The organism is Pseudomonas fragi (assembly GCF_900105835.1).
In the GTDB taxonomy this organism is placed as follows: domain Bacteria; phylum Pseudomonadota; class Gammaproteobacteria; order Pseudomonadales; family Pseudomonadaceae; genus Aquipseudomonas; species Aquipseudomonas fragi.
Genome location: NZ_LT629783.1, coordinates 1122597 through 1139529 on the forward strand (window position 1 = coordinate 1122597; position 16933 = coordinate 1139529).

The following is a 16933-nucleotide window of genomic DNA, read 5'->3' on the forward strand; positions in this document are numbered from 1 at the left end:
TCTCCTGCGTGTCAAGGGCAGCGACCCGGTGGTCGCCGCTGAAGGTCGTCAGTGCGCGGCGCTGAGAAACGCCGGGCGCTCGCCGCCACCGTGCAACAACAAATTGCAGCCGCTGGCATAACCGGCCAAAGGCGAAGCGATAAACAGGCAGGCGTTGCCGATGTCCTCGGGCAGCGCCATGCGCCCGGCCGGGATCCCGGCGCTGACAGTGGCGATGCCCTGTTCGTCGCCGTAATGCAGGTGTGCCTGTTCGGTAAGCACCAGCCCCGGGCTGACCGCGACCACCCGCACTTTGGGCGCCCATTCCACGGCCAGCGATTGCACCAGGGCCAGCACCCCGGCCTTGGCTGCGCCATACGCCGCTGTGCCGGGCGATGCACGCAAGGCGCTGATGCTGCCGATAAACACGATGCAGCCACCTTCGGCCTGTTGCTGCATCAGGGCATTGGCCTGCTGGGCAACATTGAGGGGGGCGATAAGATTGAGGCGGATGATGCCTTCATGAAAACGTGGCGATACGCTGCCCGCTTCGGCCGCAGGGCTGCCACCGGCATTGTTGACCACCACATCGAGGCGACCGAAATCGGCGCGAATGCCGTCGAACAGCGCCTTGAGCGAATCCCCGTCACGCACATCGCAGGCCATGAACACGGCCTGTGCCGAACCTGCGTGAGGCAACACCTCAGGCGCTGTCCTGGCGCAGACGATGACCTGCGCGCCGGCCTGTAGAAAGCTGCAGGCAATACCGGCACCGATGCCTTTGGTACCGCCGGTAACCAGCACCACCTTACCGCTGTAGTCCAGCCCTGAGAGTTGGCCCATGACGTGCTCCTGTTCTACTGATGGAGCCACTCTAGGGGCAATCGGCGGGCTGCTCGTCGTCTGAACGGACGATGAACCACACTCGGTCGGGCGCAACAATCCAGCGCACGCTGTGGTGACAGCCCCCGTTAATGAGGAACCCCATGTCAGACCCATCTGCCGCGCCGGTATTGCTTGAATTTCCGACCCCGGGCGTGGCCCTGCTGCGCCTTAACCGACCCCAGGCCACCAACGCCCTGAGCCTTGAATTGCAGGCGCTGTTATCACATTACTTCACGCAACTGGCGGCAGACCCTGATGTGCGCTGCATTCTGCTGACCGGTGGTGACACGGTGTTTGCAGCAGGTGGCGATATCAACAGCATGGCGGGGGTTGGCCCCATCGATATTTACCAGCGCCATACCGAGCGGGTCTGGGCGCCGATCCAGCATTGCCCCAAACCGGTGATTGCGGCGGTGTGCGGCTATGCCTACGGCGGTGGCTGCGAGCTGGCCATGCTGGCGGACATTATTGTGGCCGGGCGCAGCGCCAGGTTTTGCCAGCCTGAAATACGCATCGGCATCATGCCGGGCATCGGCGGCACCCAGCGCCTGGTGCGGGCGGTGGGCAAGGCCAAGGCCATGCGCATGGCCCTGACCGGGCAGCCGATCAGCGCTGAGGAAGCCTGGGTAGCAGGGTTGGTCAGCAACCTGGTGGACGATGATCAGGTGCAGGCTTACGCCCTGGAGATGGCGCAAGTGATCGCGGCCATGCCGCCATTGGCGGCCGAGCAAATCAAGGAAGTGATACTGGCGGGCGTGGACGGGCCGCTGGAGACCGGCCTGGCCCTTGAGCGCAAAGCCAATGCGTTGCTGTTTGCCTCCCGGGATCAGAAGGAAGGGATGCAGGCGTTTATCGAAAAACGTGCGGCGCGGTTTGAGGGTAACTGAGCCTCTTAAAGCAAAAGCGCCCTCACCCTGGCCCTCTCCCTTAGGGAGAGGGGACTGATCGGGGGATGCTGTAGATTTTTGCCGGGCTGAAGGTATTGCACTGAATCCAGGAACGACTCACCCCGCCTGCCCTTCGAAACCACTCTGTTCAGCATCAACCCTGGCATCAACGCCCACGCGGCACTGCTTCAGGATACGCAGCCTCGCTACGCTCTTCAGCGACTACAGGAAAACCGTTGAGTCGAGTACATATCCAGCATTATTGTCCAACTGAAATTATGGTTTCGCCATTGCGGCGAGTCCCTGAATGAGGGGCATTCGCGTCGCTTGGACAATCGAGTGGCAACAGCAAAAGCAAAAATCTCAAACAACACCAACCCCCCTGTGGGAGCGGGCTTGCCCGCGATGGCAGCACTTTGGTCATCCAGGTAGAACGAGGTGCCTGCATCGCGGGCAAGCCCGGCTCCCACAGAGAACATATGTCGGTCGCCAATCCCACATTCAAACAGGCCGGTCGGCCGCCTCAGGGGCTTTTGATCTACCCGCCCCATCGGGAGGCCGAGTGGAGGTTCTGCGCAGTGGGCCTCCCGGCATGGATTGCCGGGAGAGCCGCGATGGGCCATGGATGGCCCGTGGCGGCGTGCCCACGGAGCTAACCTGCACGAGGGAACCTGAGCGCAGCGAAGGCCGTACGCCAGGGGCAAGCCTTTTTGGTGGGCCTGTCCCGTGACAACGGACGCCAAGAAGCGATACTTAAATCGTTCTCTTGGAGGTTGCCATGTATCCATCTACTCGCCGTAACTATACCGATGAGTTCAAGACTCAAGCGGTTGCGCTGGCTGAAAGCGTTGGCAGAACCGAAGCGGCCCGCCAGCTAGAGATGTCAGTCAAAACGCTCGATAACTGGGTGGACGCCACGCGCAGGGGCCAACCGCTGAGTTCGCCCGAGCGCAAGCCAATTACGAAGGAAGACAGTGAGCTTGCCCGCCTGCGAGCCGAGGTTGCCGAGCTGAAAATGGAGCGTGAAATCCTAAAAAAGGCGGCGGTATTCTTCGCCAGAGAGTCCAGGTGAGATACGCCTTCGTCGCTGCTGAACGGACTCAATACCCGGTACAGGTGTTGTGTCGGGTGATGGAAGTCTCGACTTCAGGTTTCTACGATTACACGCACAGACAGCCTCGCCCTGATCCTGACGCTCAGATTCGCATTGCGTTGCGCAGTGCTTATGCGGCCAGTCGAAAAACCTATGGGCGGCCACGGTTGGTAGCCGCCTTGCGCCAGAAATCGTTCGCAGTGGGCCACAAACGGGTCAGGCGGTTGATGCGCGAGGAGCGGATACAGGGCAAGTCCAAAGGAGGTTTCAGGCCCTGCACCACTGACAGCTGTCATTATTTGCCGGTGGCGAGCAATGTGTTAGCGCGTCAGTTTTCTATCGATAACCCCACGCCGACCTGGGTCAGTGATATCACCTATCTCCCAACCAGAGAGGGTTGGTTGTATCTAGCGATAGTGTTAAGCATCCAGACCCGCCAGATCTTGGGCTACAGCTTGTCGGACCGCATGCCAGATGGTTTGGTCGAAAGCGCGTTTTTGAATGCCTGGAGCGCCTGTTCTGGCAGCAGTGGAGCAGTATTTCACTCCGATCAGGGCCGTCAGTACGCAAGCAGTAAGTTCCGTTTGACGCTGGCCAAGAAGGACTTCACCCAGAGCATGAGTCGAAAGGGAAATTGCTGGGACAACGCAGTGGCCGAGAGCTTTTTCGCTACGCTGAAAAGAGAGGAGGCTTTCGGGGTCTACCCCACAAAAAAACAGGCACAGCTATCAATCGCCAGCTATGTACATGGGTTTTACAACAGCAGTCGACTGCACTCAGCTCTGGGATATCGTTCTCCGAACGAATATGCAAAGAGCTTGAGGCAGAAGACTCGATAGCCAGCTTCTTGGCGTCCGCTGCAGGGAGACAGGCCCATGGTTACTTTTTCGGCGCCTGGAAAAAGTGACTCGCCGTAAGGGCGAAACCATAATTTCGGTTAGACACACATTCTGGATATGTACCCGGTACACCCGTTAAAACCATCGAGTACATATCCACTCTATACGTCGCGGCACTCTGGGGTTCTGCCTTCACTCGGGCGCTGCTATGGGCATTCCCGTTGTTTGGATAATCGAGTGGCAAAAGCAAAATAATTAAACAACGAAAACTCTTGTGGGAGCGGGCTTGCCCGCGATGGCAGCACTTTGGTCATCCAGGTAGAACGAGGTGCCTGCATCGCGGGCAAGCCCGGCTCCCACAGAGAACATATGTCGGTCGCCAATCCCGCATCCAAACAGGCCGGCCGGTCGGCCGCCTCAGGGGCTTTTGATCTACCCGCCCCATCGGGAGGCCGAGCAGAGCCGGAACAAGGAAACCTGAGCACAGCGAAGGCCGGACGCCAGGGGCAGGCCCATGGTTACTTTTTCGGCGTCTGGAAAAGGTGACTCGCCGTAAGGGCGAAACCATAATTTCAGTTAGACACAAATGCCGAATATGTACGCAAGACTACAGTTAAACCCGGCGGCGGCCGCTTCGCGCAGGATCCCTATTGCCACCCCGCCCGCAACTCATTCTTCGCCACCTTGTTCGCCGCATTCACCGGCAGCGCCACATAGAAACGCACCAGTCGCGGCACCTTGTAGTTGGCCATGTGCTCACGCGCCCACTGGATCAACCCGGCTTCATCCAGCTGCCGGCCATGGCGCAACACCACACAGGCACAGCCCACCTCCCCCATGCGCTCATCGGGCACGCCAATCACCGCCACCTGGGCAATGGCCGGGTGCTCGATCAGGCCGGCTTCAATCTCCGCCGGGTAGCAGTTGAACCCGCCAACAATAAACATGTCCTTGAGCCGGTCAGTAATGCGCAGGTTACCCGCTGCGTCCTGCTCGCCAATATCGCCGGTATGCAGCCAACCCTCACTGTCGATGGTGTCGGCGGTGGCTTGCGGGTCTTCAAAATAACCCTGCATAACATGAAAACCGCGCAGGCAGATTTCCCCCGTGCTGCCCGCCGGCAAAGCCCGGTTCTGCGGGTCACGGATACTCACTTCGGTGCCCGGGATCGCCCGGCCACTGGTGCCGGCTATCACTGTCGCGCTGTCGCCGGGGTCGCAGATGGTTGCCAGGCCACCACACTCGGTCAGGCCATAGGCCGTGGTGACCACCGAAAAACCCAGCTCGCGGCGCATGCGCTCAATCAGGATCGGCGGGATGGTGGCCGCTCCGGTCACGGCAATGCGCAGGCTCGACAGGTCGGTTTCGGCCAGCTTGGGATGGGCCAGCATCGACAGGTACAGGGTCGGCGGCCCCGGCAACACGTTGATGCGCTCGGCGGCGATGCGCTGGAATACCGCTTCAGCATCGAACACCGGGTGCGGCAGGATCGTCGCGCCCGCCAACAGGCACGTCAGCCAGCCTGCCTTGTAGCCAAAGGCATGGAAAAACGGATTGATCACCAGATATCGATCACCGGCCTGCAAGCCAATCACCTTCGCATACTCGCCAAAGGCGCGGATAGTTTGCCCGTGGGCACTCATCACGCCTTTGGGCTTGCCGGTGGTGCCGGACGTGAACAGCAAATCGCTGAGGTCTTCACCGCTGACACTGGCCGCACGCAAGAGCGCTGCCGCTTCGCTGGTGGCCGCGCCCAAGGACAAGAAACCGTCCCAGTCCAGCCCCTTGGCGCTGGCCGACGGGGCTTCACCCAGCAGCACCAGGCACTCCAGGTTGGCCGGGCGATACGGTGCCAGCAAGGCCAGGTAGTCGGTGCCCAAAAACATCGGCTGCACAAACAGCAAACGGCTGGCGCTGCGCTGCAGGATATCGGCCGCTTCACCGCCTTTCATGCGGGTGTTGATCGGCACCATCACGGCGCCCGCACAATGGATGCCCAGTGCGGCGATGATCCAGTCGCGCCCGTTGGGTGCCCAGATCGCCACCCGGTCGCCCTTGCCAATGCCTTGGGCCATGAGGCTACGGGTCACGGCCAGGGCCAGACACGGCAGGTCGCTATAATCGATGCACTCGCCGTGCTCTTCGATGGCCGTGCGCCCCGCATGTTGCTTTGAGGCGTTGAACAGCAGTTGCGGGATCGAGCGCGGCAGGTTCTGTTGCGGGCTGGAAGTCATCGGTCACTCGTCTGGCAAGTTATTCGGGAAAGCACACACGCAGGTGTTCGCTGCTGGGCACGGACTGGCATGCCAGCACCCAGCCGTCATTCAGTTCTTGTGAGTCCAGGGCATCGTTGCGCAGCATCTCGACACTGCCGCGCTCCAGCGTACACATGCAGGTGGCGCAGGAGCCCACCAGGCAGGAACTGGGCGGATTGAGGCCCGCGCGCTGCATGGCGCCAAGCAGGGTTTCGCCCTCGGCGCAGGGCACTTCAAATTCTTCACCGTCCAGGCGCACCGACAGCTGACTGCCGATGACCTCGGTGTTGACCGGGGCCGGGGCCGCCACGCTGCCTTCTTCGGGCAGCGAGACAAAACGCTCGACATGAATGCGCCCGTGCTCCATGCCGATGTCGTGCAAGGCGCTGACGGCGGCGTCCATAAACGGCCCGGGGCCGCAGATAAACGCCTGGGCGTGCACAAAGGGCCGGGCCATTTGGGCCAGTTGCGCCACCGCCGGAATACCTTGTACCGAGTCCAGCCAGTGGATCACTTGCAGGCGCTCAGGGTAGGCGCTGGCCAGGGCCTTGAGTTCAGCGGCGAAAATCACCGAGGCCTCGTCGCGGTTGGCGTAGATCAGCAGGATCCGGCCCGTGCCGGCAATCAGCGCCGAGCGCAGGATCGACAGCACCGGCGTGACGCCGCTACCCCCGCCAAACAAGACAAAATCATCATCAAAATGCCGGGGCACGAACACCCCCGCCGGTGCCAGCACCTGCAGCTGATCGCCTTCGCTCAACTGCGTGCACAGCCAGTTGGAGGCGCGCCCGTCGCGCACTTGCTTGATGGTCACACGCAACGGTTCGTCTTGCAGCGGGGTGCTCGACAGTGAATAGCAGCGCGGTAACCAGCCGCCGTCAAACGGCACGCGCAGGGTCAAAAATTGCCCGGGTTTATAAGCAAAGCGTTCGCGCAAGGCCAGGGGAACATCGAATACCAGCGATTTGGAGTCCGCTGTTTCAGTGACGATTTGCGCCACGCGCAGGGAGAAGTACGCAGGTTGGTTCATATCAGATACTCATCACAAACTGGCCGCTGTCGATGCGCAGCTCGATACCGCTGATGGCGCGGGACTCGTCACTGGCCAGGAACAACACACTGGCGGCCACATCTTCAGGCAGGCACATGCGTCCCATCGGGTCGGCATCGATGGTGAGGCTCCACGGGTCGAGCCCCGCGGGCAGGCCGGCGGTGGTCATGGGCGTAAGGATGCCGTCAGGGTGCAGGGAGTTGCAGCGAATGCGGTATTTGCGCCGGCGGCACAACACCGCCACGGTGCGTGACAGGGCAGCAACGGCGCCTTTGGAAGCGCTGTAGGCAACGTAATCATCGCGTCCGGCCACGGCCGCAATCGAAGACATGTTGATGATGGAGCCGCCCTCACCTTCTTTCATCAGGCTTATGGCAGCGCGACAGCCCAGGAAGACACTGTCGGCATTGATGCGCTGCACCCGTTGCCATTCACTATAGGTGGTATTTTCAATATCACCCTTGAGCAGGATGCCGGCGTTGTTGAACAGGATGTCCAGCCGTGCGTGGTGTTTGCGCACGGTTTCAATGACCCGCGCCCAGTCTGCTTCGCTGCCCGCGTCGTGCTCGACAAACAGCGCCTGGCTGCCGATCTCCTCGGCCAGGGCCAGGCCGTCGGCCACATTGATATCGCTGATCACCACCCGGGCGCCCTCACGGGCCAGCAGCAGCGCCGTGGCCCTGCCTACGCCACTGGCACCGCCAGTGATCAACGCCACCTTGCCTGCAACACGTGCGCTCATGTTTTTGTCCTTTTATTGAGGATGCCGGCTCTGTGGGAGCAGGTTTGCAACCCTTTCTCAAACCGTTTCAAGGGTCTCTCTTTGCGCATTGGCAGTGCTGGCCGCCAGGCCCGCACGACGTCCCGAAAACACACAATCGGCCAACGACAGCCCGCTGATATACAGGTGCGACGCCACGCCAATGGCGGTGCGCCCGGCACTGAACAGGCCGGCAATCGGCTGGCCATTGTTATCGAGCACCGCGCCGTTATTTTCATCGACCTTGAGCCCGCCCAGGGTCAGCGCCCCCAGCGGAAAGATCGGGTTGCCGACGCTGATATCGCAGGCATAGAACGGCCCCTTGTCCAGCACCTGGCGGCTACCTTCAGACTTGCCAAAGGCATCCGGGGCATCACCTCGCGCGGCGGCGTTATAGGCGCGCAGTGCAGCACTCAACTCCCCCGCCTGCATGCCACACACATTGGCCAATTTGTCCGGGTTGTCGCCCTTGCGTACCTTGAGCAGCATCAAGGCCAGTGCCGGCAACGCCTGGAACCACCAGTAGCCGCCAAACAGCGCCTGGCGGATCGCCTGTTTGCGCAGACGCGCATCCAGCACCAGCCAGGCCTGGCCCCCCTGTTCATCGCACAGTGGCTGGCCCAGGGTGGCGCCATACACTTCTTCGTTGCAAAAGCGCTGGCCGTTGCTGTTGACCACAATCCCCTTGGGCCAACAGTGCGGGGGGTTGATAAAGCGCCAGGCCGACACCCGGCCCAGCCGCTCGCTTCTGGCCCCCACCGATTGCCCCAGCAGCAAACCGCTGCCGTCGCAGCCGGTGGCACCCACCTTGAAGTTGCGCCGAAAGTTGGGCGCATGATCGCGAATCAACCCGCGATTGAAGATAAAGCCACCGGTACTCAGCACCACCCCGCGCCGGGCGCGGATCAGCAGCGGCTGGCCGTGATCACGCTCAAGCGCACTGAGCTTTTGCCGCAGGCGGTCGCAATAACCGGGGGCGAAGTTCTGCAGGCGCTCGGCCCGCGCCGCCAAGCGCTCATGCAAGAGGGCTTCGCGGCTGCCCGCCGGCAAGCTCCAGAACTCGGCACCCACCACCCGGCCGCTGTCATCCACCACCAGGCGCCGCGCCGCTGACTGCAGCAACGGTTGCACCCCGGCCCGCAGGCATGCGGCTTTTAAATGACCGTACAGCACCGCACCACACTGGCCCTTGCCCACCGTTCGATGGCCACGGGGAGCGGGTGCCTGGGTGCCGGCATGGGACGGCACCAGTTCATTGCCCGAGTAATACAAGAAATAGCCATCGGACGGGTATGAGGTCTTCCCTCCCGGCGGCACGCTATGGGCATAACGCGCGCCGTGGCTTTCGAGCCAGGCCAGATTGCTGACGCTGTCATCGCAGAATTTGTGCAGGGTGGCATCGCTGACCACACCCTGGGTTTCATGCTTGAGGTAATCAAACATGGCTTGCGGGCTGTCGCTGAAACCTGCGGCCTGCTGGTGCTGCGTGCCGCCACCGGCGTACACCACCCCTCCGCTCTTGGCACTGGCACCGCCGCCTATGAAGCGGTCGGCAACCATCACCCGGGCGCCAGTACTGCTGGCCTCCAGCGCAGCACAGGCACCCGCCGCGCCCCAGCCGATCACCAGTACATCGCAGGTGTCATGCCAGTCCCGGGCGCTGAGGCGATCAGCGTGCAGGGGCGCGAGGATCTTGCTGTTGCTGGCGGTTTTTGTGCTCCGGCTCATGACAGCACCCGCACCTTGGCACTGGCCGGTGCCGACACAGCACTGGCGATATGGTTGGCGGCGATATAGCCGAAGGTCATGGCCGGGCCCAGGGTGCCACCGGCACCGGGGTAACTGGTGCCCATCACCGACGCCGAGCAGTTGCCGATGGCATAGAGGCCGGGGATCGGCTGACCGTCTTCGCGCACCACCTGAGCATGACGGTTGGTCAACAGTCCGCCCTTGGTGCCGATATCACCGGCATCCAGGCGCATGGCGTAATACGGGCCTTTGCGCAACGGTGCCAGGCACGGGTTGGGTTTGACATTGCTGTCGCCGTAGTAACGGTCGAACACATTGGCGCCGCGCTCAAAGTCCAGATCGACACCGCTTTGCGCGTAGCCGTTGACCTTTTGCACGGTGTTGGCCAGCCCCTGGGCATCGACGCCGATCTGCATGGCCAGCGCCTCCAGGCTATCGGCCTTCCAGTACACCGTGTTGAGCCATTCCTTGCGCAGACGGCTGTCGGGAACCACCTGGGCCGGCATCAACGGGCCCATCGCGTAGGTATGCCGGAAGTGGCCGTCGAAGATCACCCACGACGGTACCGAGCGGCCATCGGTTTTCTGGTTGTCCTGGTACATGGCATCGACAAATTCCAGGTACGGCGCGGCTTCGTTGACAAAGCGACGGCCCAGGCTGTTGACCACGATGGCCCCCGGGAATGCCCGCTCGGCAAATACGCCACGCGGTTTTTCTTCACCGGGCACGGCGATGGTCGGTGCCCACCAGGCCCAGTCCATCAGCGCGGTGGCGGCGCCAATGTGCATGCCAGCCTCAAGCGCTGCCCCGGTATTGTTGCCCGGTGGCGTGGCACTCCAGCTCGCGCGGGTGGGTTGCGGCAGGTACTTCTCACGCAGGGTCTGGTTTTGCTCAAAACCGCCGGAGCCGAAAATCACTGCACGCCGGGCCTTGAGTTCCAGCACCTTGCCGCCGGTAGAGACCTTGATCCCGCACACCCGGTCACCGTCGAGCAGCACATCCTGAAAGTCGGTGTTGAGCCACAGCGGCACGTTGCGGTCCATCAGCGAACGCCGCAACGACGCCACCAGCGAGCTGCCCAACGCGGCGCGGCGGTCGTATTTGCTTTTGCGTCGCCATTTGAAATCGAGCTTGTAGCGCGCCATCAACTTGAAAATCAGCCATTGCCAGCCAAAACTGCGCGCCATGGCCTTGTGCGCGTCACGGGCGGTCCAGGCAATGCGCCCCATCAACAGGGTGGAGGGTGAAGGCTTGCGCAGGTTGGGCAGTTCTTCAGCCAGCAGGCTGGTGTCGAACAGCTCCGGGTCCAGCGTGCGACCGCCAGGCAAGGCGCCGGGCAGTTGCGGGTAGTAATCGGGGTATTTGGCCGCCACGGCATAGCGCACATGGCTACTGGCTGTGAGCTTTTTGATCATCGGCGCGGCGTTGTCCAGATACGCCTGCAGGCGCTGCGGGTCACCGTGTTCACCGGTTGCAGCCTTGAGGTACTGCATGGACAGTTCCGGGCTGTCCTGGCCGCCGATTGCGGCGAAGTAATGGTTATTGGGGATCCAGATACCGCCGCCGGAAATGGCCGAGGTCCCGCCGTATTTATCACTTTTTTCGACAATCAGAACCGACAGGCCCTGATCAGCCGCAAACAGGGCCGAGGTCATGGCGCCGGCACCGGAGCCGACAACAATTACGTCATAGCTGGACTGAGACTGATCGTGAGCCGTCATTATTGTTATGCCTTGCGCTGAGGTCAGAGGTTTGAAGGTGGATCAGGTCAAACAAACGGGTCTGCGTTGGGCAGGCCCAGTTGCACCAGGCCGTAACTGCGACGGTAGGCCGCCTCGTTATTGGCGATATGCCCGCGGGCCTGGTGCAGGTCGCGGAAGAACCGCGCCACCGGGTTGGTGTGGTACAGGCCAGAGGCGGCCATGCAGCGCAGCAGGTCACTGACCCGGTCGGCACACACATTGGTCACATGAGAGGACTGGTAGCGGTACAGCAAGCGGGTTTCCACATCCGGGTATCCCCCGGCGGCGGCCAGCGCCATCAGGTTGGCGTAATTGCGCATCAGCACCAGCTTGAGCGAGTCGACGGTGATGATGGCTTCGGCCACGGCGGCCTGTGCCGCAGGGTCTTCGGCGGTTTTGGCACCGTGCTTGCCGATATGCTTGGCCGCGTTGTCACGGAATTCGTTGATGGCGCCTTGCAGGGCGCCCAGGGCCGATGTCGAGACGGCGCGGGCAAACACCTGGGCAAACGGGATGGCGTACATCGGATTGGTGTTGACCAACCGCCCCGGTGTGGCTTCGATGCTGTAGTTGTTGGTGCGCTGCACGCGATGGGCCGGGACAAAGGCGTCTTCGACGACGATATCGTGGCTGCCACTGCCGCGCAGGCCCAACACGTCCCAGTTCTGTTCAATGCGGTAGTCGCTGGCCGGGATCAGGAAAGTGCCGTGTTCGGTGGGGCCGGTTTCGTCTTGCGGCACAATGCCGCCGAGCAGGCACCATTGGGCATGCTGGCTGCCACTGGAGAACCCCCAGCGCCCGCTGACCTGATAGCCACCCTTGACCGGGGTGACCTTGGCCACCGGCATATAGGTGGAGGCCACCAGCACCGAGCTGTCTTCGCCCCACACATCGCGCTGGGCCTCAACCGGGTAGCGAGCCAGCTGCCACGGGTGTACGCCGACCACGCCGAAGACCCAGGCAGTGGACATGCAGCCTTCGGCCAAGGTCATTTGAATCTCGAAAAAAGTGCGCAGATCGACTTCATGGCCGCCCCACATTTTCGGTTGCAGGGCGCGAAACAAACCGGCTTCCTGCATGTCACGAATGGTTTCGTCGGGCAGCTTGCAATCCTTGTCCGCCTGGGCTGAACGGCTTTTGAGTGCGGGGATCAGGTCACGCGCACGTTGCAGCAGCTCAAGCTCAATCGGACTTTTCTCTCGTATCTGATCCATCCGTGTGTTCTCCGTCAGTCTCTCGCTGCGCGAATGCGCGGGCGGTGTGTGACGAATAATCCCGCCAGCGGGGTTGGCGATCATCGTCAAAGCGGACTAGTCGCCAGATCGCGGTGAGGTTGACCCTCTCCCTGGGGGCGAGGGTCAGGCTGAGGGCGCGTTTAAACCACCGGCAACTTGGCAAACGGCCGGTCCTGCTCGATCTGCGCCCCCAGGCGCAGCAACACGTCTTCACCGCCCAGTGGCGCCGTAAACATCATGCCAATGGGCAGACCGCTGTCGCTCATGCCCACCGGCAATGACAATGCAGGCTGCCCGCTGACATTGGCCAGCACGGTAAAGGCCGCGCTGCCCATCGCGTTATGGGCGTAGCTGTCCCAGGGCTGATCGAGGCTCAGCAGGCCCAGATCGGGGGTGACATTGGCCGTCACCGGCGACAGGATCACATCAAAGGCCTGGAACTGATCTTCCATATAACCGCCAATGCCTTCGAACGACTGGCGCGCCCGGTACAAGCCCTCCCCCGTGACCTTTTGCGCATTGCCCAGCACCACCTGGGTGATGCGCTCATAGTCATCGGCCGTGGCACTGCGGCCCAGTACCTGTTCGCGGTCGCGCACCATGGTCAGCAGGGCATCGCCAATCACCGCACCGTGGGCACCGAACAGCTGGCGCGGGTCGATATTCAGGCGCAGCTCTTGCACCTCATGGCCCTGGGCGGCCAGGCGCCGGGCGGTGTCGTCCAGTACCCTGGCCACGGCCGGGTCCAATGGCGCGCCGGTCAACGAGTCACGCACCAGGCCGATGCGCAAACGACCGGGAGCAGCACGCAACTCTTCAACATACGGGCGCACCAGCGGCTTGGCCCAGTACGGACTGCCCGCCTCATGCCCCTGCCCCACATCCATAAACAGCGCCATATCGCGCAGATTGCGCGACACCACATTGGCCACGCTGGCACCAAACCAGCCTTCGTATTTGCCCGGGCCGCTGGGGGTGCGGTAGCGCGTGGGCTTGAGCCCGACCAGGCCGCAGTAGGACGCCGGGATACGGATCGAACCACCGCCGTCAGTGGCATGGGCCACCGGCACAATACCTGCGGCCACCGCCGAAGCCGCACCCCCGGACGAGCCGCCGGCGCTTTTGCCCAGGTTCCAGGGGTTGCGGGTCTGCCCCCAGAGCAAAGATTCGGTGGTGGTGGTCAGGCCGAATTCCGGGCAAGTGGTCTTGCCAAACGGTACGGCACCGGCCGCCTGATAACGGGCAATCAGGGTGCTGGTGTGGGGCGCTGGCGGCGCGTCCTTGTACAGGCGGCAGCCGTTGCTGGTGGGGGTGCCTTGCAGGTAGGTGTTGAGGTCCTTGATCAGGATCGGCACCCCGGCCAGGGCGCCGCTGCTGGCCACGCCAGCGGTACTGCGGGCCTTGAGCAATGCCTGGGCATAATCGTCGTGGCGCATATTGACGGCATTGACCTTGGGGTTGACCGCATCACAGCGGGCCATAGCCGCAGCCAGCAGGTGCTCGGGTCTCAGCTCACCCTTTTGCACGGCGCGGGCCATGTCCGTGGCATCCATTGCCAGATACTCGGCGGGTGAAATGGCTGTGCTACTGGCGGCATTGGCAAACCGTCCCAGCAGGCCCGCGCCCACGGCCAGGGCGCCAGCCTTGAGCACATGGCGACGGGGCCAGCCGGCAGGTTGTTCAGGTGTTTCGGCAGGGTTTGGCAAGGTCAATCTCCACAACAGTTATTGTTTTTATAAAACCATCTGTCTTGACCTGTGGGAGCGGACTTGCTCGCGATGCCATCGACGGGCTGATGCTGACAAACCGCGCCGCCTGCATCGCGAGCAAGCCCGCTCCCACAGTAGAAAGTTGAGGGGGATCAGTCGGCTGTGACCATCGCCTGCATGGTGGGCAAGAAGTGCTCGCCGTAAGGCGGCAGCAAGCCCCATTCGCGGCGTGGGTCATGGGCCGGGGCCTTGTACACGGTGCGCATATGGCTGAATTGCAGAAAGCCTTCACGGCCGTGGTAATGACCCATGCCCGAGGCGCCAATGCCGCCAAACGGCGCATCGTGCAAGGCCGCATGCATCATCACGTCGTTGATGCTGACCCCACCGGAAATCGTATGCTGCAGCACGTAGCGCTGCTCTTCTTCACTCTGGCCGAAGTAGTACAGCGCCAGCGGGCGCTCGCGCGAGTGGATGTCATCCAGTGCCCGCTCAAGGTGCTCATAAGGCAATAGCACCAGCGCCGGGCCGAAGATTTCTTCCTGCAGGATGCGGCTGTCGCGAGGTGGCTTGATCACCACTTGCAGGGGGCGTCGACGTGAAGCGCCAGTGTCCAACTGCACTGGCGGGAAATGCTCGACCCGGGCACCCCGTTCGCGGGCGTCTTGCACATAACTTTCGATGCGCTGCAAATGCCGGTCATTGACCACCGCCACCACGTCCGGATTGTCTTGTGTGGTGGGCAGCAGCTCGCTGTAAGCCGCGCCCAGCAGAGCGAGAAAATCCTCCAGTTGCTCACGGGGCACATAGACCACGTCCGGGTTGATACAGATCTGCCCGCCGTTGTTGGCCTTGGCCACGGCAATGCTGAAGGCCGCCTTGGCCAGGTCGGCACTGCGGGAAATGATCACCGGGGACTTGCCCCCCAGCTCCAGGGTCAGGGGCACCAGGTTCTCGGCCGCATTGCGCATCACCGAGCGCGCGACTGCGGTGCTGCCGGTGAAGACCAGATGGTCGAAAGGTTGTGCGGTAAACACCTGCGCCAACTGCGCATCACCGTTGACCACCGCGACCTCCAGCGGGTCGAACAACTCGGCAAACGCCTGGGCCAGCACCTGCGCCGTGCGCGGCACCACTTCCGAGGGCTTGAGGATCGCCCGGTTGCCCGCCGCCAATACGCAGGCCAACGGACTGAGCAAGGTGAACAACGGTGCATTCCAGGTACCCAGAATGCCGATGGAGCCTTTGGGCTGGTGCATGACCCAGGCCTTGGCGCCCAGCTGATCATAGGGCGCGAACACTTGGCGTGGCTCGTCTTCGAGCCAATGGCCGAGATGGTCGCGGGCGTATTTGAGCGATGCCAGTGAACCCAGCACATCATTCATCAAGGAAAAGCCCTGGGGCCTGCCGCCAAAATCGGCGTCCATCGCCTCGACCAAGGGTTGCTGAAAACGCACCAGCAGCTCTATCACCCGCTGAATCCGCTCGCGGCGCTGTTCGGCACTGACAGGGCCGGCCGCAATAAAGGCTTTTTTCTGCGCCGCCAACAGGCTGGACAGCTGTTCTGGGGCAGTGCTGCTGAACGTCATGGGCAAGTCCTCTGATACACGGGTTCGATGAGCCGACGCTAGCGAACTGTGCCCCGTACTGCCTCGTCCGATCGGACGATAATCGGCTGTATTCGTTAGTCCATTAAGACGATGTAGTGCCCCGCCACGAGGCGAATACTGCCAGCACGAAAATTCAATCCATGGGGTTCGTCATGGCAATGCAAAGCAGCTTTGACCCGCAGGCCTTCCGTACCGCACTGGGCACGTTCACCACCGGGGTGACGATCATCACCACCCAGGCCGAAGACGGCTCGCCCATCGGCATTACGGCCAACAGTTTCAACTCGGTATCGCTCAACCCGCCGCTGGTGCTGTGGAGCCTGGCCAAGTCCGCTCGCAGTTTGCCGGTGTTCAGCTCGGGCAAGCACTGGAACGTGCATGTGCTGTCCACCGAACAGGAGCCGCTGTCCGGTCGTTTTGCCATGCAGGGCGAGAACAAGTTTGCCGAGATCGAACTCGACAACGGCATCAGCGAAGCGCCGCTGTTGCAGGACTGCACCGCACGTTTTCAGTGCCGCACCGCCTTTCAATACGAAGGCGGCGACCATGTGATATTCGTAGGTGAAGTGCTTGCCTTCGATCACAGCGACCGCGCCCCGCTGGCTTTTCAAAGCGGCCAATATGCCCTGGCCACCCGCAAGCCGCGCAGCGAACTGCGCCTGGCAACCACCCCGCCACCGCCTGAATGCAGCTACACCGAGGACCTGCTCGGCTACCTGCTGGGCCGCGCCCACTACCAGTTGCTCGACGCCCTGCATCGCCTGCTGAGCAATCAGCAACTGGACGAGCATGCGTTCTTTATCCTGTCGGTGCTGTGTATCCGCGACAACCTGACCCTCAACGAAATCAATACGTTCGTCAGCTACACCGGGCATGTGGTCAGCGTGGCAAGCATGCGTTTTCTCGAAAAGCAGAATCTGGTCGCCCTCGAGGGCAGCCAGCAGCAACCGCGCTATGTGCTGACCGCCACTGGCCGTGAGGCTTCATTGCAACAGTTGGCGCTGGCCAAGGCGGTGGAAGAAAACGTATCGGCCAAACTGGGGCCCGGTGATGCCCAGGCGCTCAAAGTGCTGCTCAAGCGCCTGATTGCCGCCAGTGATCCTGGCCTGCCTGACCTGTGGGCGCCCCGCCAATAAAAA

The 16933-nt window shown here is 62.2% G+C and carries 13 protein-coding genes; 4 read left to right on the forward strand and 9 right to left on the reverse strand.

Annotated elements, in window-relative coordinates:
- Positions 1–48 precede the first annotated feature (48 nt).
- Complete coding sequence (locus tag BLU25_RS04860; protein ID WP_016781261.1) at positions 49–822, reverse strand: SDR family oxidoreductase; 774 nt, start codon at positions 820–822, stop codon at positions 49–51.
- Positions 823–965: 143 nt separating this feature from the next.
- On the opposite strand from BLU25_RS04860, the gene BLU25_RS04865 reads away from it, so the two are divergent.
- The 3 genes from BLU25_RS04865 (at position 966) to BLU25_RS04875 (ending at position 3683) form a co-directional block, all read left to right on the forward strand.
- Complete coding sequence (locus BLU25_RS04865) at positions 966–1751, forward strand: enoyl-CoA hydratase (RefSeq protein WP_016781262.1); 786 nt, start codon at positions 966–968, stop codon at positions 1749–1751.
- Positions 1752–2529: 778 nt separating this feature from the next.
- Complete coding sequence (locus BLU25_RS04870) at positions 2530–2823, forward strand: transposase (RefSeq protein ID WP_083369542.1); 294 nt, start codon at positions 2530–2532, stop codon at positions 2821–2823.
- Positions 2820–3683, forward strand: a complete 864-nt coding sequence (locus BLU25_RS04875; protein ID WP_083369543.1) for an IS3 family transposase — start codon at positions 2820–2822, stop codon at positions 3681–3683. The genes BLU25_RS04870 and BLU25_RS04875 overlap by 4 nt, the downstream gene beginning before the upstream one ends.
- A 647-nt stretch (positions 3684–4330) precedes the next feature.
- Here BLU25_RS04875 and BLU25_RS04880 read toward each other — a convergent pair.
- The 8 genes from BLU25_RS04880 to BLU25_RS04915 form a co-directional block, all read right to left on the reverse strand.
- Positions 4331–5917, reverse strand: a complete 1587-nt coding sequence (locus BLU25_RS04880) for a FadD3 family acyl-CoA ligase (protein WP_016781263.1) — start codon at positions 5915–5917, stop codon at positions 4331–4333.
- Positions 5918–5936: 19 nt separating this feature from the next.
- Positions 5937–6968 (reverse strand): ferredoxin--NADP reductase, encoded by a 1032-nt coding sequence (locus tag BLU25_RS04885; RefSeq protein WP_016781264.1) that lies wholly within the window; start codon positions 6966–6968, stop codon positions 5937–5939.
- Position 6969: 1 nt separating this feature from the next.
- Positions 6970–7731 carry an SDR family oxidoreductase gene (locus BLU25_RS04890; protein WP_016781265.1) on the reverse strand — a complete coding sequence of 254 codons (762 nt, stop codon included), beginning with the start codon at positions 7729–7731 and terminating at the stop codon, positions 6970–6972.
- 57 nt (positions 7732–7788) lie between these two features.
- Positions 7789–9477: an FAD-binding protein gene (locus BLU25_RS04895; protein WP_016781266.1), complete on the reverse strand. Its 1689-nt coding sequence runs from the start codon at positions 9475–9477 to the stop codon at positions 7789–7791.
- A complete protein-coding gene (locus tag BLU25_RS04900) occupies positions 9474–11219 on the reverse strand; it encodes an FAD-binding protein (RefSeq protein WP_016781267.1) in 1746 nt (581 codons plus the stop codon). The genes BLU25_RS04895 and BLU25_RS04900 overlap by 4 nt, the downstream gene beginning before the upstream one ends.
- Before the next feature lie 47 nt (positions 11220–11266).
- Positions 11267–12454, reverse strand: coding sequence for an acyl-CoA dehydrogenase family protein (locus BLU25_RS04905; protein WP_016781268.1), 1188 nt, complete (start codon positions 12452–12454; stop codon positions 11267–11269).
- Positions 12455–12615: 161 nt separating this feature from the next.
- On the reverse strand, positions 12616–14181 hold the full coding sequence (locus tag BLU25_RS04910) for an amidase (protein ID WP_016781269.1): 1566 nt from the start codon (positions 14179–14181) through the stop codon (positions 12616–12618).
- Between the two features lie 155 nt (positions 14182–14336).
- Positions 14337–15773 carry a coniferyl aldehyde dehydrogenase gene (locus BLU25_RS04915; protein WP_083369549.1) on the reverse strand — a complete coding sequence of 479 codons (1437 nt, stop codon included), beginning with the start codon at positions 15771–15773 and terminating at the stop codon, positions 14337–14339.
- 173 nt (positions 15774–15946) lie between these two features.
- On the opposite strand from BLU25_RS04915, the gene BLU25_RS04920 reads away from it, so the two are divergent.
- The gene (locus tag BLU25_RS04920; protein WP_016781271.1) at positions 15947–16930 is read left to right on the forward strand and encodes a flavin reductase family protein; all 984 of its coding nucleotides are present in this window, start codon (positions 15947–15949) and stop codon (positions 16928–16930) included.
- Positions 16931–16933 lie beyond the last annotated feature (3 nt).